At 56.1% G+C, this 17,346-nt stretch carries 14 protein-coding genes; 3 read left to right on the top strand and 11 right to left on the bottom strand.

Annotated features, from left to right (window positions below; genetic code table 11):
* Nucleotides 1-21: 21 nt before the first annotated feature.
* Nucleotides 22-1,104, top strand: a complete 1,083-nt coding sequence (locus tag ACRER8_RS22605) for a tartrate dehydrogenase (RefSeq protein ID WP_431748413.1) — start codon at nt 22-24, stop codon at nt 1,102-1,104.
* Nucleotides 1,105-1,507: 403 nt separating this feature from the next.
* On the opposite strand, the gene ACRER8_RS22600 is transcribed toward ACRER8_RS22605, so the two are convergent.
* Entirely contained in the window at nt 1,508-2,518 is a 1,011-nt protein-coding gene (locus tag ACRER8_RS22600; RefSeq protein ID WP_431748412.1) for a PdxA family dehydrogenase, read from the bottom strand.
* A gap of 180 nt (nt 2,519-2,698) precedes the next feature.
* On the opposite strand from ACRER8_RS22600, the gene ACRER8_RS22595 reads away from it, so the two are divergent.
* On the top strand, nt 2,699-3,658 hold the full coding sequence (locus tag ACRER8_RS22595) for an alpha/beta fold hydrolase (protein WP_431748411.1): 960 nt from the start codon (nt 2,699-2,701) through the stop codon (nt 3,656-3,658).
* Nucleotides 3,659-3,673: 15 nt separating this feature from the next.
* Here ACRER8_RS22595 and ACRER8_RS22590 read toward each other — a convergent pair whose 3' ends face one another.
* From ACRER8_RS22590 to ACRER8_RS22555, 8 genes are all read right to left on the bottom strand, one after another.
* Nucleotides 3,674-4,756 (bottom strand): isocitrate/isopropylmalate dehydrogenase family protein, encoded by a 1,083-nt coding sequence (locus ACRER8_RS22590; protein WP_431748410.1) that lies wholly within the window; start codon nt 4,754-4,756, stop codon nt 3,674-3,676.
* Nucleotides 4,757-5,151: 395 nt separating this feature from the next.
* Nucleotides 5,152-5,847, bottom strand: coding sequence for an FCD domain-containing protein (locus tag ACRER8_RS22585; RefSeq protein WP_431748409.1), 696 nt, complete (start codon nt 5,845-5,847; stop codon nt 5,152-5,154).
* 138 nt (nt 5,848-5,985) lie between these two features.
* Nucleotides 5,986-7,731, bottom strand: coding sequence for an ABC transporter permease (locus ACRER8_RS22580; RefSeq protein ID WP_431748408.1), 1,746 nt, complete (start codon nt 7,729-7,731; stop codon nt 5,986-5,988).
* 83 nt (nt 7,732-7,814) lie between these two features.
* Nucleotides 7,815-8,870, bottom strand: a complete 1,056-nt coding sequence (locus tag ACRER8_RS22575; protein WP_431748407.1) for an extracellular solute-binding protein — start codon at nt 8,868-8,870, stop codon at nt 7,815-7,817.
* Nucleotides 8,871-8,884: 14 nt separating this feature from the next.
* A complete protein-coding gene (locus tag ACRER8_RS22570; protein ID WP_431748406.1) occupies nt 8,885-9,952 on the bottom strand; it encodes an ABC transporter ATP-binding protein in 1,068 nt (355 codons plus the stop codon).
* A 478-nt stretch (nt 9,953-10,430) separates the two neighbouring features.
* Complete coding sequence (locus tag ACRER8_RS22565; protein WP_431748405.1) at nt 10,431-11,858, bottom strand: MmgE/PrpD family protein; 1,428 nt, start codon at nt 11,856-11,858, stop codon at nt 10,431-10,433.
* Between the two features lie 45 nt (nt 11,859-11,903).
* A complete protein-coding gene (locus ACRER8_RS22560) occupies nt 11,904-12,590 on the bottom strand; it encodes a GntR family transcriptional regulator (RefSeq protein ID WP_431748404.1) in 687 nt (228 codons plus the stop codon).
* A gap of 470 nt (nt 12,591-13,060) precedes the next feature.
* Nucleotides 13,061-14,422, bottom strand: a complete 1,362-nt coding sequence (locus ACRER8_RS22555; RefSeq protein WP_431748403.1) for an MmgE/PrpD family protein — start codon at nt 14,420-14,422, stop codon at nt 13,061-13,063.
* 119 nt (nt 14,423-14,541) lie between these two features.
* Here ACRER8_RS22555 and ACRER8_RS22550 point away from each other — a divergent pair, with 119 nt between their 5' ends.
* Nucleotides 14,542-15,447, top strand: a complete 906-nt coding sequence (locus ACRER8_RS22550) for a LysR family transcriptional regulator (RefSeq protein ID WP_431748402.1) — start codon at nt 14,542-14,544, stop codon at nt 15,445-15,447.
* 406 nt (nt 15,448-15,853) lie between these two features.
* On the opposite strand, the gene ACRER8_RS22545 is transcribed toward ACRER8_RS22550, so the two are convergent.
* Both ACRER8_RS22545 and ACRER8_RS22540 read right to left on the bottom strand, forming a co-directional pair.
* Nucleotides 15,854-16,831 (bottom strand): quinone oxidoreductase family protein, encoded by a 978-nt coding sequence (locus ACRER8_RS22545; protein ID WP_431748401.1) that lies wholly within the window; start codon nt 16,829-16,831, stop codon nt 15,854-15,856.
* Nucleotides 16,824-17,336 (bottom strand): carboxymuconolactone decarboxylase family protein, encoded by a 513-nt coding sequence (locus tag ACRER8_RS22540; protein ID WP_431748400.1) that lies wholly within the window; start codon nt 17,334-17,336, stop codon nt 16,824-16,826. The genes ACRER8_RS22545 and ACRER8_RS22540 overlap by 8 nt, the downstream gene beginning before the upstream one ends.
* Nucleotides 17,337-17,346 lie beyond the last annotated feature (10 nt).

Here is a 17,346-nt window from a genome sequence, read left to right as displayed (position 1 = left end):
ACAACTATAAGGAATTCTCAAATGACCCACGCCAGCTACAGAATCGCCGTCATTCCCGGGGATGGGATCGGCAAAGAAGTTATGCCTGAGGGCGTACGCGTGCTTAATGCAGCCGCCAAAAAATACGGTATCGACTTGAAATGCGAGTGGTTTGACTTCGCGAGCGCGGACTATTATCTCGCGCATGGGCAAATGATGCCGGACGATTGGTTCGATATCTTGAAGGGCTTCGATGCCATCTATTTTGGCGCGGTGGGCTGGCCGGACGTGGTACCTGACCATGTATCGCTCTGGGGGTCTCTGCTGCAGTTTCGCCGTGAATTTGACCAGTACGTTAACCTCCGCCCCTGTCGACTTATGCCCGGGGTGAAATCACCGCTGGCAAACCGCAGCCCGGGCGATATCGATTTCTATGTTGTACGAGAAAATACCGAAGGCGAGTATTCCAGCATCGGCGGGAAGATGTTTCCTGGGACTGAGCGCGAGATCGTCCTGCAGGAAACGGTCATGACCCGTATCGGCGTGGATCGTATCCTCAAGTTTGCTTTCGACCTGGCGCAGACACGCCCGAAAAAGCATCTTACTTCCGCCACCAAATCCAATGGTATTGCTATCACCATGCCCTACTGGGATGAGCGCGTAATCGAAACAGGCAAACGGTATCCGGACGTAAAGGTGGACAAGTTCCACATCGATATTCTCACCGCCAACTTCGTTCTGCACCCCGATTGGTTCGACGTAGTCGTGGCGAGCAATTTATTCGGCGATATTCTTTCGGATCTGGGGCCGGCCTGCACCGGCACGATAGGCATCGCTCCGTCGGCCAATATTAATCCGGAGCGCAATTTCCCGAGCCTGTTCGAACCGGTCCACGGCTCCGCGCCCGACATCGCCGGGAAAGGTATCGCCAACCCGATTGGCCAGATCTGGTGCGGTGCAATGATGATGGAACATCTAGGCCATGCCGATGCAGGTGCGGCGATACTCAATGCGATAGAAACCGTTTTGGCTATGGGACCTGACAAAGCCCCTCTCACCGCCGATATAGGCGGTACCGGTAATACCGAAGCATTAGGCCAGGCAATCGCCGCGATCTTGTCATGACCCCGAGAGAGTCGTGGCCTGCATGCTTCTCCAACACTCTTCGGACCTAGCACGCCCGACTCTCTCTCGCAGGATTAGCCCTTTTAATGTTTTTGATCAGGCAGTTGTGCAGCGACTGCCGCTCACTCGCCGTAACACCCGGCAATCAGTAACGAGACGGGCTTGAGGGCAGGCTCGATGTTCGCTTGGGCACCGGCGCCAACCGGCGATGAGCATGACAGCTGAAGGTCGGCTAACCCACACCCAAAGTTTCGTTTTAATGCAGATCGAAGAAGTGATGTCTATGGGGCGCCCTCACACCGATCACATCTTTCGGCGAGCGTCCGAAGGCTGAGTTATTGATCAGCGCTTCAGACATCTCGAAAGTTTGGGACACAATGCCATTCATACCGGACTTAGAGTTTTACGAGAGCGGTACGCGGGCGCCGAGCCGGGCGGCAAGAACAATCGCGGCTTCCAGTGCGCCGGTGTTGGCAATGCCTTTGCCGACAATATCGAAAGCTGTACCGTGCGCAGGTGTGGTGAGCACCGTATCGAGACCTGCCGTGATAGTGACGCCCCGGTTGAATCCCTGCATTTTGGTCGCGATCTGGCCTTGGTCGTGATACATGGAAAGCACCCCGTCGTATTCCCCTGCGAAGGCTTTCAGATACACGGTGTCTGAAGGAAACGGCCCTTTGCAGTCGATTCCCGTAGCGGCCATTGCGGCAACTGCCGGGCCGATAATGTCAATTTCATCACGACCGAAAAGACCGCCTTCGCCGCCATGAGGATTAAGAGCCGCGACAGCCAGCCTTGGTGCGGGAATGCCAGCTTTTTTCATCATTGTCGACGACAGCTGGATCGCTTCTTCGATTGCTTGCCGATTGATCTGATCCAATGCCTCTCGCAATGAGATATGCGAGGTCACACGCGACATCCAATGATTACCCAGCACATTCATCTCGCCAAAATAGCCGCGGTGCCCCAGAAGATTCGCGAACATCTTGTGCTCATCGGGAAACTTCCAGCCGCCGTCATACATCGCACGCTTATTCAGCGGTGCAAAACTGATGGCGTCGACATCACCAGCCTTCGCGTATTCGATCGCCTGCGCCAGCGTCTCGCCAGTGAGACGGCCGGACTCGGCGCTGCCAATCCCAGGGGCATAGTTGGCCGGGTCAGTATTTGCCAGGTCGATAAGAGGCACGCAAGGATCCGACCAGTCGACCGCCTTGGGACTGTCGTATCGCCGGTACTCAAAAGAAACGCCAGCCTGACGCATCCCTAGGTCTAGAACTCTTGCGTCACCGACTACCGCTATTCTGGCGGTCTGGGCCATTCGCCGATCATGAAGTATGCGAGCAAGCTGCTCAGGCCCGATGCCTGTGCAGTCGCCGGGTGTCAAGGCAACGATGGGGAGCGATTGACTCATGGTGATAATCCTTCACGAAGTTGATGTGACAACGAATGCGGCAATGCCCGCTACGGTGTTCTAACCAGCTACATCGTTACAGACGGTCCGCAAAAATTAGTTTCAATGTGAAATCGTCAGCTACAATCTGTCGACAATTTACAATATAACAACCACAACGCCGTGTACAGGGAGAGAGCAATGACCCCAAAAACAAACAGCCCTACTGCCGAGATGGCTCCGCTACTGGACTCCAGTTCAGACCTGATGAGTAATTTTCGTTATGAGAGGATTCAAACCGACGGAGCGCAAATCAACGTAGCGATTGGCGGAGACGGACCCCCTCTTCTGCTGTTGCATGGCAATCCGTTGACCCACGTGAGCTGGCATAAAGTCGCGCCGACCCTGGCGAAAAGCTTTACGGTCGTCGCTCCAGACCTGAGGGGCTACGGCGACAGCTCCAAACCGGATGGGGGCCCGGACCATAGCGCCTACTCATTTCGCGCCATGGCCCAAGACAATGCAGCCGTGATGTCGCATTTGGGTTTCGAGCGATTTCAGGTTGCCGGTCATGATCGAGGAGCTCGAGTCGCATTCCGTATGGCACTGGATTTCCCCGAGCGGATTGAGCGCATGGCCGCGCTTGACATCGTTCCGACCCACCATGTGTTGAACAACGTCACGCTGGGTTGGGGCCTGGAAGCCTACCACTGGTTTTTTATGGCGCAGAAAGCACCGTTTCCCGAAAAACTGCTGACCGCCGATCTGGACTACTACATCAACTATAAGCTGAACAAAAAAGGCGTCGGGCTGGAGGTTTTCAGCAAAGAAGCGATGGCCGAGTACAAGCGCTGTACCACTCCAGAACAGATCCATGCCGTCTGTGAGGATTACCGTGCGACCGTCACCATCGACCTGGCGATGGATACAGAAGACTTCGCAAAAAGAACGATTGGTTGCCCCGTGCTGATCTTATGGGGCTCAAATAGCCATTGCGGACGGCATTTCCAGCCGATGGAAGCCTGGAAGCCTTGGGCACCCGACTTGCGTGGGTGGTCGATTCCAACAGGCCATTATCCTGCGGAACAAAGGCCAGACATCGTCTACGAGAGCTTATGGAAATTCTTCAACGGCCAGGAGCCAGCGGCGATCATTGACTGATCGCCGCACTGTGACTCAAGGTATCGTTTGTATAGCGCGGACGATACCGCGCGTCATGTCTGCTGTATCGCCGGTGCCCCTGATATCCGGGGTGCGACTGGAAGGACTTGCCAGCGCAGTGGTCAGGGCGGCTTCTATCAAAGCGGCTGCCCTGATCGCCTCATCAATTTTGCGGTTATGACCAAGCCATTCGATCATCATTCTGGCGGATTCGATCATCGCAAACGGATTGGCAATACCCTTCCCTGCAATATCCGGAGCCGAACCGTGAGTCGCCTGAGCCATCGCCAGGCTGCCCTCCCCGATACACAGGCCTGGCGCCATGCCAAGTCCTCCCACCAGACCCGCTGCTTCGTCGGTAAGAATGTCGCCAAACATATTGGTCGTCACGATGACATCGAACGTTTGAGGATCCCTGACCAGACGCATAGCCATGGTGTCTACAATGACCTCATCCACGGTCACGTCCGGAAATTCCTTGGCGATTCTCAGGCATTCCTCCACGAACATGCCGCAGCCAAGCTTGAAGACGGTATTTTTATGCACGATCGTCAGACGCTTGCGTGGGCGCTGTTGCGCAATCTCGAAGGCGGCTCGTGCGACGCGGGAGGAGCCTATCCGAGTGATAACCCGTACCGAGATGGTTACATCTTCGGTGGGCCTGAACTCTCCGGAGCCGGCGACCACATTACGATCTGGCTGGAAGCCTTCGTTGTTTTCACGCACGATCACCAAGTCAATGTTTTCATAAAGCGCACCGAGTCCCGGATAAGAGCGGGTTGGGCGGATATTGGCAAACAAGTTCAAGCGTTTACGAAGAATGGGATGAGGATTGATCGCACCGGGCACCTTGGGATAGGCCTGATGTCCGATCGGTCCGAGAATAAATCCGTCCATCTCGGACAGCGCTTCCATCGTCCCATCCGGAAACGTTGAGCCATGCGTCTCAAGCGCCGTGCGGCCTATGGGTAACGCACGCCAATCGATGTGCAGCCCGGTGTGTTCAGCGGCGGCGCGGATCACCTCGACCGCTGCTGGGACAATTTCAAGCCCGATGTCGTCCCCGTTCAAGATTCCGATCACTAAAGGTTTGTGCATGGCAGTACTCCTTAGAAAGTTGGATTTATAACCACCGCTTGCCGATCAGATCGGAGCCGATGTCGGTTTCAAATGCCACGCATAGGATGACTACCCCAAGGTGGCGTTTTCAGAGATCAACTTTTCGGTTGCTCAAGAGCTTGCTTGTAGTTGCTTCATTCAAAGTGCTCGCCCAAAGACGCAGGTGATCGAAGTAGATGCCGCGTCGATCTTCATTCAATTTCCAGGGCTTTTTGCTCGTAGCTTCTCGTGACGCCGCAATAAGAAAAAATTGTAAATTGTTGACAATTATTCGGAAACTGCTCCCTACATATTGAAAGGCAATGTGAACTCTACGGTGCCAACGCGCCTGTCTGACAAGCGCGCTTATCCAACAATTGGGTAGCCCTGCGGCGTCAGGCCGATGGGTGTACCGCTTTGTGAGTACGCACGATGCCGTTGAGGATGTGACTGCGAGCCGCTACTAATGCCCGGACTGGATCGCGGGCTTCGAGCGCATCAACTATTTCTCGATGTTCTGCATTAGATATCGGCAGGACGTCTGGACTTGAAAGCGCGCGATAACGCTGAATATGAAGCTCGCGCACAAAGCTCTGATAAACAGCATTCAAACGGCTATTGCCGGCCATCAAAGCGATCTGCTTGTGGAATTCCAGGTTAACCGGGTAATACACTTTGGCATCACCCAGCACCACGATTTCATCCATGCGCTGAAGCAACTTCCTCAATATGGCTATTTGCTCATCTGTCACATGCTCGGCGAGCATCATTACCATGCAGGCGAAAACACCAGCGCGTGCTACCGAAAGATCCTTGGCCTCGTCATCCGATAGCGCGCGGATAAAAAATCCACGATTGGGAATAATTTCGATCAGCCCCATCGCCGCCAACGCGCTACAGGCCTCGCGGATAGGACCGCGGCTGATACCTATACGTTGGGACAGTCCGTTTTCATTAACCCGCTCGTTCGGCTTGAGTTCACCCTCGGTGATCATGCGCTCAATTTCAATTTGCACGACATTGGCAAGTGACTGAGTGCGGAGGATCTCAAGCGCGGATAAGTTGGAGGGTGGATTCGATGTTCCCGACATATTGCAACCATTATGAGTTTAAACGACGGCTATATCATGAAGTACATTGCCCTGTGCGCCCAGCCCCATTTCATTAAGCAGGGAGCCGGACGTCAGAAGCTTGTTGGCGTCCATCCGGCACGCCATGCCAGCAACCGGTCAGTTGCTGGCCTTGGCCTTGGACACTCCTAATACAGGGATCATATTCGCAACGGACACCACGCCGAACGAGGCGACAAGCAGGATGATGCCCAGTACACAGATGGCGCCGATATCGCCACTTTCATTGAGATCGTAGATGATCACCGACACCAGTTTGGTATTGGCTGTCGTCAGAAGAATAGTCGCCGAGAGTTCGCGGATGGTGCCTACGAAAACGAAGCACCAGGCCGTTACGACGCTGGTTCGCAAAAGTGGCGCCGTTATTTCCCATAAGGCTCTCAGCCGCGACGCCCCCAAGATGCGGCTGGCCTCTTCCAGTTCCGGATGGATACCCAGAAATGCCGCAGAGATTTGCTGGTAGCCGGCGGGCATTTCTATCGTGACAAAGGCGATGAGCAGAATCCAGATCGTGCCATAAAGCCGAAAAGTCGGGTTGGCATAGCTGAGGAAAAGCCCCACACCCAACACGATACCCGGTATCGCTACGGGCGCGGTGGCGAGTAAACCGAGTAGCCCCGATCCCCAGACCGCTTTGCGGGTGACGAGATGAGATACCACCAAAGCGATACCGGTTACCACCGTTGCACTCAGCAGACCCAGGACGAACGTATTGCGCAAGGCGAGTTGCGTTGCGGAAAACTCGAATAGCACGAAGCGCCAATGACGCAGCGTAAGCGTGCTGAGGTTGATTGGATCACCAACCGTTTCGGTAAAGGCGGTCTTTATGATTGCTGCGTAGGGGAAAAAGATCGTCAAGCAGAGGACGGTAGCGACGAAGGTAATCGCCAACCATTTCCAGCGTCCAAGTGACGTTATAACTGGGGTTCCACTCTTGCCACCCAGTACGGTATAGCCCCGCTTTCCGAGAATCGATTTCTGCGCGCGCAGCAACATTACCGTTATAAATAGAAGAGGTAGCGCTGATGCGGCCGCCAGACCGAGTCGCGGTGGAAACTGGAAAAAACTCCAGATTTTGGTGGTGATTACATGAAAGCCGGCGGGAAGTGCCAGGATCGCTGGCGAGCCGAACATTGTCAACGCCTGCAAGGTAGCGATCAACATGCCTGCGAGCATCGCAGGTAATACCAGTGGGAAGGTAACCTTGCGCAACGTCGTCATTGGTTTTCCGCCCAGAATGGCGGATGCATCCTCGAGGTCGGAGGGCACCTTGTCCAAGGCATTGGCGACCAACGTGAACACATAGGGGAACGTAAAACAGGCAATGGCGAAAACAAGCCCGGAAAACGTATAGATGTTAACCAGGTTCTCGCCTCGCTCCAGACCGAACACGGCACGATAGGCAATGTTCACGATACCGCTGTTGGGTGCGGCGAGAATTTCATAAGCGATCGCTCCCAGAAAGGGCGGCGTTACGAAAGATGCCGTCACCAACATGCGAATGTAACGCCTACCTGGAAGATCAGTCCGCGCTACCAGCCATGCCATGGGCGTTGCAACCACACCGGCAATGACGCCCACGCCGAGCGCCATCCCGATAGTAAGCAAGTAAGCCCGAATCAGGCTGGCGTCGGTGACCAGAGCGGCGAGATTGTCGAGCGTCGCCCCACCGCCAGTGTCACTACGAAAGCTGTAATAGACGAGCCAGAACAGCGGAAGAAGGACCAGGATGCCTAATACAATCGCCAATAAAGCAAAAGTGGGCACGGAAAGATCCATGCGACGGCGAAGCGTTAAACCAGCCGTTGAGTTATTCAAACTAGCAGTCGAATTTCCGATCATCATTCAATCCCACCAGAACGCGTTCACAGTGGCTCTGATTGTCCAGAGCGCCTACGACTTTCGTAGCGAACCTTCAGCAGAAACAATCAGGTACCGAAGTTTTTCTCGTAGTTCGATTTTATAGTTGGAACTAGAGATTCCAGTTTTTCAGGATCGGAATGTAGCAACTTGATCTGCGAAAGCGGGGTACGACCGGCCTTTTCTTTGATATCGGGATGGAACGACCTCAAACCGCCAAAATCACTATTTAGCTGTTGCGCATCGAGGGAAAAGAGGTAGGCGTAGAACAGTTTGGCGGCATTCGGATGCGGCGCGTCTTTGAGTACGCCCGCGTTACCAACGGCTAAAGGTGTACCTTCAGCGGGATAAACGATCTTGAGCGGCACTCCTTCGTCCTGCAGACGGAAGATGTTGTACTCATTCCCATCGACCTGGACCGCACGCTCTTTCTGAGCCAGCTTCTTCGGCGGTTCTGTAGACGACTGGACCTGCATGACATCCTGTTTACCAAGCTTTTCAAAATAATCCCAACCCAGCAGATCGCTCAGTACATGGGTGGCGGTCATTACAGTGCCGCTATAGCCAGGATGGCCTTTGACCATCTTGCCTTTGAAACGTGGGTCAAGCAGGTCCTTCCAGGTTTTCGGAGCATCCGATTCCTTCAAAAGATCCGTGTTGTAGGCCATGACCGACAGGTGCGCGCGATAGGCCGCAAAAAGACCATCGGGGTCCCGCTCATCAGCAGGCCACCGCTCGGCAACGATCTTCGGAACCATCGGGGTAAGCCACCCCTGACGCTTCATATAAACAAAGTGAACTGCATCGGAGGTCTCGATGACATCGGCGGTATGGATTCCGGTTGATTCTTCCTGCCCGATTCGCTGAAACACGCGCTCCGAACCGGCGCGTTCAACCTGAACAGAGATGCCTGGATATTTATCCTGGAACGACTTCGCCAATTTCTCAGCTACCGCCACGTCTGTCGCAGAGTAGAAGACCACGGATTTTTCAGCTTTGGCGGCGGTTATCAATTCGGGCGTTACATCATAAGGCGCCGGAGCTTGTGCCATGGCGGTGGTCGCGCCGCTCATTACAACGGCCAAAAAAAGCGCACTTGTTATCTTATTTTTATTGTTCCACATGTTCGTTTTCTCCGTTATTGGGCCAGAGCCCGGCAACTTTCGGGTGCAAAATACAGCCAAACTTCTTTGCCTACGGGAATCGCAACAGTGGACGGCACAACGGCTCGAATTGTCTGTCCACCTCTGAGTGTTACGTGATAATCCCGATGAGAACCGAGATATACCTGGCGATCTACGATGCCAGGAGCCCAATTGATGGAACCATCCTCGGGTTTCTTTTCGAAGAGCTGAATATCGTGATGGCGTATCGACACGGCGGTCTGCCCACTTTCCGGGAAACTGCCGCTGGCACAGTGCAGAACGAGGCCGCCCTCGCACTGGACGGTCTTATCGGGACCTTTTCCACCCTTCAGTACGTTTGTTCCGCCGATGAAGCGGGCCACGAATTCGGTCTGCGGCCGTTCATAAATATCTTCGGGGGATCCCGCCTGCTCTATACGTCCACCATTCATGACGACAATCAGGTCCGCCGTCGTCATCGCCTCGACCTGGTCGTGCGTGACATACACGGTGGTATAGCGAAACTCGTCGTGTAGACGGCGTATTTCGAAGCGCATCTCCTCACGCAGGTTTGCGTCGAGATTGGATAGCGGCTCGTCGAGGAGAAGAATCCCGGGTTCGATGACCAACGCCCGGGCCAATGAAACACGTTGCTGCTGGCCTCCGGAAAGCTCTCCTGGATAACGATTTTCCAGAGCCGAGAGTTGCGTGGACTCCAGGATGGCTCGGGTTCTGGAAGTGATTTCCTTGGCCGTTAAATGACGAAGCTTCAAGCCATACGCGACATTCTGAAATACCGTCATATGTGGCCAAAGCGCATAGCTTTGGAAAATCATCGACATGTTCCGGGATTCCGGTGGCACGGTCGCTTTCGCGGATGAAACCGTCTTTCCGTTTACCCGAATCTCACCTCCATCGGCCTTGGCGAAGCCAGCGATCAGGCGCAAGGTGGTGGTCTTCCCGCACCCTGATGGGCCCAGCAAACATACAAGCTTTCCTTTTTCGACAGAGAGATCCAGGTTCTTCACAACTGTGAAAGAACCATAGTTTTTGACTAGCCCATCCAATTGTAGGAATGACACTTAAGACCTCCTATGTGACGGATTATTGTTGTTACCCAGCCGCCTTCATTAGAACGTAGACCCAAATTGTAAATTGTCAACAGAATGCAATAAAATCATTCTGGCTGCTTCGGACTCCCTCCCAGTGGATGGATACGCATGCACTGCGGCTAACCACTGTGGAAACGGGCCGCTGCGCCGAACCCCTTGCGTTTACCTGCGCTCAGGTTTGCTGGCGAAGGGTCCCTGACGACGCCACTGCTGAGTCATACATGCGCTCTGAGGCTAATTGGCGCCTATTGGGCTTCGCTGATGAGCCCGATGTTCTTTGTTTATCCCTCGATGCGAGGAACGATGCCTGGCGACGTAGTGAAAGCAAAAAACGTCCGAAGATAACCCTCGCACATAGATACAACTTCGTCGCCAGGATCAGTCCCATGAAACCGTGCCCCCTCTATTGCCGCTATTTCGGCAATGAGACGGACCGGCGAAGGGAGCATCATTCACTCAGATTGGCCATCAACGCCTTGATATTCTCAATATGCTCAAGCGAGCGAACCTGCTCGATAATCGCTTCGGCTTTGGTCATGTTCCATTTCGCGAAGCTTGCGCAACCAAGGAATTTTTCGGCTGCTTCGTCGTAAGTCATTGGGTTGGCCGGGCTGCCCTTGCCGAAATCGGCCCGCCCCTGAATGCTTTGCCCATTACGAAGTTTCACCGTAATGATTGTGGTCATCTTGTCGTAGCCCGCAGCTTCTGCTTCCGGGTGCACGCCAAAATGGACGCGCTTGATCATTTCCACGACATCCGGGCGCGTCACTACCTCATCGGTGAACTCTTCCAGCCCGGCGCGGCGCTCAAGCAGCAGGATTGCCATACAGAATTCCATCGAAAACTTGGCTTGCAGTTCATTGCGTGGCTGGTGATGGATCAACGCATTAGGCATATTCTGGTTAGTGCCAACGTCGACGCGCTCGACCTGCTCCGGCTTGATGTCGTGCTCACGAATCATTTTGAGCATTTCAGTCATACCCGGATGAGTCAGCGAGCCGGACGGATGAGGTTTGATGGACACACCGGGGCTTACGAATGTCCAGGGAGCGCCCAGCTTGTCGATGATTGCAGTCGAGTCGAACCCGCCGCCAGCGGCACGGAAGAAACCACGCGGCGCTTCGAGCAATTTCTCGGTGGTTGTCCAGCCCATCTCGGCGAAATCGGCGGCCACCACGCCACTCTCGGAAGAACGGCCGGCATGGAAAGGCTTCATCATCGTACCGAAGTTCTCGCGCAGCCCCGCCGACTGGCTACCCGCGCAACCGAAGGCACGAATCAAGGTGTCTAGATCAAAATGGCGAAGCTTGGACACCGCAGCGGCGGCAGCGAAAGTGCCGCAGGTGCCGGTCGCATGGAAACCGTGCTGGTAATGCCGCGGATCGATGGCCTCGGCAATCTTGCACTCGACTTCCACTCCAAGGTGATAAGCCAGCATCAACTCGCGACCTGAAGCGCCACGTGCTTCAGCGGCTGCCAGCGCGGCTGGCAACGCTGGAGCGGTGGGATGGGTCAACAGGCCATATACACGGTCCTTGCCTACCGCAAGCTGGGTATCGTCGTAATCGTCGGCATGAATTCCCACGCCGTTGGCGAATGCGGCAAAGCGCGGCTGCACCTTGAGCGACGAACCGATCACCGTCGCCGGACCGTTAGCGCCCTGGCCATTCAAATACTGGCGTACCAATTCCCCAGATTTGGCGACAGACCCCGCAAGCGCCAGGCCTAAGCCGTCGAGTATGGACTTCTTACCGAGCTCAAGAAGCTCTTCGGAAAGATCCTCATATCGCGCATCCGTCACGAATTGCGCGACATGACGTGTGAGACCTTCTACTTCCTCGAAAGCATTACGATTCTGGATATCGGCAGCTGCCATCTTGTTCTTCCTTATCGTGGTTTTGAGTATTTTTCCAAACGCTTGCTACTTGGGTTTGGCGTCAGCCAGCGAAGTAAGCAATCGTTGCCTACCCGCCAGGACATGGCGCTCGGCAATGTGGCCAGCCTCTGCCCCATCACCATTTTTCAATGCCTGCAGTAATGCTCGGTGTTCGTTGTTCGAGGCGCGCATGGCGCCAGGTCGAATGAGCGCTTTCTGACGAAACAGGTGCAGCTGTCGTTCCAACTGCTGCATTAGCTCCACGATTCGCGGGTTATCCGCATAGGCTTCAATTTCATCGTGAAAGGCACGGTTGAGCGGGTAAAAATCTTCGATCGAATCAGCTTCGGCGGCGGCGTCCATACGCTCGACCAGCTCCTGCAATGCGCTGATGCGCTTGTTACTCATGTGCTGCGCGGCAAGGCGCGCCGCGAGCCCGAACAGGGCAATCCGAATGTCGTAAATATCCAACGCATCCTTGGCTGATATCTCGCTAACGAACAGGCCGCGATTCAGCACAGCCTTGACCAGCCCGGTCCGCACCAGCATTCGTGAAGCCTCGCGAATCGGACCGCGGCTCAAACCCAGCCGCTCGGCAAGAGAACTCTCATTGATCCTTTCACCGGGAGCCAGATCGCCAGCGAGAATCAGACGCTCTATCTCCATCTGGACCATCGCCACGCTCGATTCCGTTCGAGCCTTGCGACGGGGGCGCTCCAGTTCATCACTCATTCTTTTGCTCCGACTTTGATTGAAGACAATATAGTTCCAAAAATTGTTAACTGTAAACAGTTTGGTCGGAATTTATAGATTTAGTAGGCGATTTGACCAAGCACATCCTGAGCGACTTTCGTCGCCTTGATGTTCGGCGTAACGACAGATGCTGGTAAACGACCGGTCGGACAGTTTCGGGCTGAGTGGATCAGGGTAATGACGCACGTCGCCTCCGAATCCGCGGCGAGCGGGTGCGCTGCCCTGTGGCAGCTGGACCCGCGTCTCAGTGGGCAGCCGAGCATGAATGTGGGCCGGGCTGTCGGCGGGCGTTCACGGATTGCGGCCTGACCGCCGACAGTGGTTGCCGGCGCATCAGAGCCTATGACGCCCCAATTGGGGCAGCAAACTAAAGGCAGGGCAGCCCGCAATAGATAACCGGCAAAGGTTGAGCTGGAATCACACCGCTGAAGTGACCATTGCGTCGCACTCTAGGATGTAGCTGTGGCAGCTTTGGCAATCTCGGCGGCGGACTCCAGCTTTTCCACATCCCAGCAGAGGCTGAGCAACTTCCGGGCTTGCTCGTCCGACAGGATTCCCTTTGCCAGGTCGAGGAATTTCGCCTCCAACTGCTGATCGGTCATCGGCACCTCCACGCTGCCGATCGCATGCTCGATGAATTTATGAAGCGTGCGTCCATCATTGAGCAGGATGGTCATATCGACCTGCTCGGGCTTGACTGCAGGATCTACGGTGGCCACTACCCGCTCACGCAATTTCAGCACGACGGGATCGAGAACCGCTTGGTCGCTGTATTGCCTTTCGCCTGCTGCGCCCTCAACGATGGCAACGGCCACGGAGTGATAAATGCTGAACTTCCCCTCCAGCCCGATCCTGGGTGTTTTCTTTCCCGTGAGCTCCAATACCAACGGATGAACCTTCAACTCCACCTTGGCAATCTGGTCGGCGGTCAGCTGGTATTCATTGCGCATCTGAATGGCCGCATCAAGCGCGGGATGGATGACAATTCCGCAAGCAAAAGGCTTATAGGTGTTCAGTGCAGCCTCGTAGTGGCTGCCCAGGTTTTCGGTGATCTGGCTGAAATCCTGCTTGGTACTGATAGTGTGCGCCCAGCCACGCTTGGCTTCGATCATCGCATCGGAACTGGTGTAATTCTCTGCGGCCAGCAAAGCCGCGAACAATCCGTTGCTCGCAGCCCGGCCCGGGTTGAAGCTTTTGTTCATTGAGCCGAAGGATTCCCGTAGGCCCACGGGTTGCGAGGCAGCCAGGCCAAGTGCCCAGACCATCTGCTGCTCATTGAGTCCCAGTAACTTGCCCGCCGCCGCCGCTGCGCCGAACACCCCGGCCGTACCGGTAATATGCCAACCCACATCGTAGTGGTCCGGGTAAACGGAATTGCCAATCCGGCACTCCGTTTCGACCCCCAGGATCAACGCATTGAGGAAATCCTTACCGGACACCGGGCGATATTCCGCGAGCGCCAATATCGCCGACATGACCGGCCCTGCCGGATGGATGATGGTTTTAAGATGCGTGTCGTCGAAGTCGAATACGTGGCTGGACACCCCGTTCAGAAAGGCCGCATTCATGATGTCGAAGCGTTCCGAGCGGCCGAGCAGACTAGCCTGGTCCAACGCGGAAAAGGGTTTGAGTGCTGCGATGGCACGCTGGACGGTTTCGTGATGCGCGCCCCCCACGGCGACGCCGACCCAGTTCAGTAGCGTGCGACAGCCCTCTTTGCGAACCTCTGCGGGTAGGTCCTCATAACGCGCTTGAACAAGGTAGGTAGCCAAGATCCGCGTTACGCCCTCAATGCCCTGGAATGAATTCATGGGTGCTCCGGTGGTTGTATTTTTGTCTGGATGCCCGCGCTCATACGCACGTCGTAATCATGGAGCAAAGCCCGTGCTATGTTAATTGCAATAATGTTGGGAATTAATGCGTGGGAAACATGAATGTAGAGATGGGTGACTTGCGTGCGTTAGTCGCCGTTGCGGAGTTGGGGAGTTTCAGCGCCGCGGCTAAAGAGCTGCACCTGTCACAGCCGGCGTTGTCGCGGCGAATCTCAAAACTTGAAGCGAGCCTTGGCGTAAGGCTGTTGGAACGAACGACCCGGCGCGTAGAGCTGACCGCGATGGGTCGCGACTTCTCGCGAAAGGCGCGACAGGTCGTGAACACGTTCGAAGAGTCGTTGTTAGGTATCAGTGAAAGCGCCGGCAAAATTCGTGGTGAAGTGACCGTGGCATGCGTGCCGACAGCGGTTAACCATTGCCTGCTCCAGGTATTGAAGGAATATCACCGCCTGTATCCGCGCATCCTGGTGCGCATTCTGGACGAGGGTGCCGGCGACGTGCTGTCAACCGTGGTGCGAAATGAAGCGGATTTTGGCATCAACTATATTGGCGCGCAGGAGGCGAACGTCGAGTTCATACCGATTTTCAAGGAAAGTTTCGTGGCCATCTGCGGCCGTGATCATGCGCTGGCTTCGCGGGAATCTGTCACTTGGGCGGAGCTGGCCAAGCATGACTATATTGCGGTCACCAAGGCGAGCGGCAACCGCTTGTTGCTGGATCTTGCCTTGGCAAATGAGCCGGATTTGCCCGAGCCATTCTGTGAAGCCAGGCACGTCAGTACCGTTGTGGAGATGGTTGTCGCCGGACTGGGGGTTGCGGTCGTACCTCAATTAGCTGTGCCCGCCAACGTCACCCAACCGGCGTTACGAGCTGTTCCGCTGACCGGACCTACAGTCAGTCGCACGCTCGGACTACTCAGACATAGAGGGCGCGTGCTTTCTCCGGCCGCCGAACGGTTGTATCAGATGATCATGGCCCCGGCCGCTGACGAAATCCGCCCATAACGTAAATGCCGAGCTTGTTATGCCAGTTAACTAATTGACGTTGGGACATCAGGAGTATCAGACCCGCCAAGGCATTGTGAGAGTCACCGAAGGCGGGAATTTTCTCCTGAGCCTGTCACTGGATATCAGGCCGCGCGGGCTGAATCCCGATCGGCATCCGCTGCGCTGCGACGTGGGCAGGTCAACTTCAAAAGGCAGCACGTCGACCGCCGGGCATCGATCAACCTGACTGGTTATCCGAATGTGCGGTACGAGGCGCGTCATATCTGGAACCGAGCCCGCCAAGGTGTGCCAATCGCTCGAAATAACCATTGGCACGCCATGGATATAAATCCACGGCTCCAGGTTTAGCGCTTACCGCGCGGTCGCATCGGTCAACATGTATCCGATCCTTGTATGCAGGGGTTCACCCGTCGTTGTCGGGATGCTGCGGTACGACGATAATTTTTCCGAAGTGCTGGTTCGCGCGCATGCGGACAAACGCGTCGCCCAGCTGTGCCAAGCCGAACACGCTGTCGATCGGCAGCGACAGTTCGCCGCGCTGCAGGGCTGGCGCCAGATCGGCCATCGCGCGCGCCGTGATTTCGCGCACTTGCTCCACCGTGCGGGTGCGAAAGGTCACGCCGATGTAGCTAATGCGTTTCAGCGAGTGCAGGTCGAAATCGAAGTCACCCTGCTTTCCGGCCATGCGCCCGACATTGACGATGCGGCCCAGCACTGCCGCCGCGGCCAGGTTCTGGTTGACCAGCGGACCGGCCAGTTGGTCGACGATCAGGTCCATGCCTTCGCCGCCATTGGCCACGACCGCAAGTTCCGGCCAGCACGGGTCGGCGCTGTCGAGCGCAATGCTGGCGCCGAATTCGACCAGGCGATCCCTGCGTGCGCTATCAGTCGAGGTGCCGATGACGGTCCTCGCGCCCGACAGCTTCGCAATCTGCAGACCCATCAGGCCAACGCCGGACGAGGCGCCCTGGATCAGCACCGCGTCGCCTTGGCGCATGCGGCCATTGGTGACGATTGCGTCGTGCATGGTCTGCAGCGCCAACGGCAGACCGGCGGCCTGTTCGTACGTCATGTCATCCATCGGCAGGTGCATGGCGCGGCCCCAGTCGGCTACTGCGTACTCGGCGAAACCGGCGGCGCCGGAGCACATGACCCGGTCGCCGACTCGGAAGCGGGTGACGTCGGCGCCCGTTTCGACGACCTCGCCAGCGCATTCCATGCCCAGCACGCGCGCCTCGCCAGCCAGCGCTCCGAGGTCGGCGCGGTTCAGCGCAGCTGCCCTGACACGTACCAGGATTTGCGCCGGCCCTGGCCGCGGGCGCGCCACGACGGCGAATTCGAAACCGGCAGGGCCGGAGACAGCGGCCTTCATGCTAGTCATGGTCGACCTTCAGCGCTTCGAGGAAGCGCGACACCAGGTTGTAGGCAGCGATGGTGGCGGTCAGCTCGACCAGTTCGCGTTCGTTGAAGTGGTCGCGCAGAGCGTCGAACACCGCCTCCGGCACCTGCACGTTACGGGTCATCGCCTCGCTGTAGTCGAGCGCCGCGCGCTCGGCGCCATCGAAACTGTCAAAACTGCCCTCGCACATGGCGTCGATCTGCGCCTGGCTGAAGCCTTCCTTAAGCGCGAATGGCATGTGCGCGCGAAATTCGTAGTCGGCGGCATTGATGACCGCGACGCGCATGATCACCAGCTCTCGGATGCGACCGGACAGGTCGCACTGCTGGCGGATGGCGGTCAGGAACGCCAGCCAGCCGGCGGCGACTGGAGGACTGTGCAGCAGCATCTCGTACAGCTTGAGAACGCTGCCGCGCTCGGCGACGATTCGATCGACCACTGGCGCGATTGCGCCGTTGTGAAGGTCCGGATAGGGTATGCGTGCCATTGAATGTGCT

Origin of the sequence: Pseudomonas sp., assembly GCF_050739935.1 — a bacterium.
In the GTDB taxonomy this organism is placed as follows: domain Bacteria; phylum Pseudomonadota; class Gammaproteobacteria; order Pseudomonadales; family Pseudomonadaceae; genus Aquipseudomonas.
Note: the sequence above shows the minus strand (reverse complement) of the source record. Positions and strands in the feature narration are given on the sequence as shown.

Coding starts and splice junctions, on each gene's coding strand:
- ACRER8_RS22605 (WP_431748413.1), top strand. CDS start 22: ATGACCCACGCCAGCTACAGAATCGCCGTCATTCCCGGGGATGGGATC.
- ACRER8_RS22590 (WP_431748410.1), bottom strand. CDS start 4,756: ATGCACAAACCTTTAGTGATCGGAATCTTGAACGGGGACGACATCGGG.
- ACRER8_RS22580 (WP_431748408.1), bottom strand. CDS start 7,731: ATGATGATCGGAAATTCGACTGCTAGTTTGAATAACTCAACGGCTGGT.
- ACRER8_RS22540 (WP_431748400.1), bottom strand. CDS start 17,336: ATGGCACGCATACCCTATCCGGACCTTCACAACGGCGCAATCGCGCCA.
- ACRER8_RS22600 (WP_431748412.1), bottom strand. CDS start 2,518: ATGAGTCAATCGCTCCCCATCGTTGCCTTGACACCCGGCGACTGCACA.
- ACRER8_RS22545 (WP_431748401.1), bottom strand. CDS start 16,831: ATGACTAGCATGAAGGCCGCTGTCTCCGGCCCTGCCGGTTTCGAATTC.
- ACRER8_RS22575 (WP_431748407.1), bottom strand. CDS start 8,870: ATGTGGAACAATAAAAATAAGATAACAAGTGCGCTTTTTTTGGCCGTT.
- ACRER8_RS22550 (WP_431748402.1), top strand. CDS start 14,542: ATGAATGTAGAGATGGGTGACTTGCGTGCGTTAGTCGCCGTTGCGGAG.
- ACRER8_RS22555 (WP_431748403.1), bottom strand. CDS start 14,422: ATGAATTCATTCCAGGGCATTGAGGGCGTAACGCGGATCTTGGCTACC.
- ACRER8_RS22595 (WP_431748411.1), top strand. CDS start 2,699: ATGACCCCAAAAACAAACAGCCCTACTGCCGAGATGGCTCCGCTACTG.
- ACRER8_RS22560 (WP_431748404.1), bottom strand. CDS start 12,590: ATGAGTGATGAACTGGAGCGCCCCCGTCGCAAGGCTCGAACGGAATCG.
- ACRER8_RS22585 (WP_431748409.1), bottom strand. CDS start 5,847: ATGTCGGGAACATCGAATCCACCCTCCAACTTATCCGCGCTTGAGATC.
- ACRER8_RS22565 (WP_431748405.1), bottom strand. CDS start 11,858: ATGGCAGCTGCCGATATCCAGAATCGTAATGCTTTCGAGGAAGTAGAA.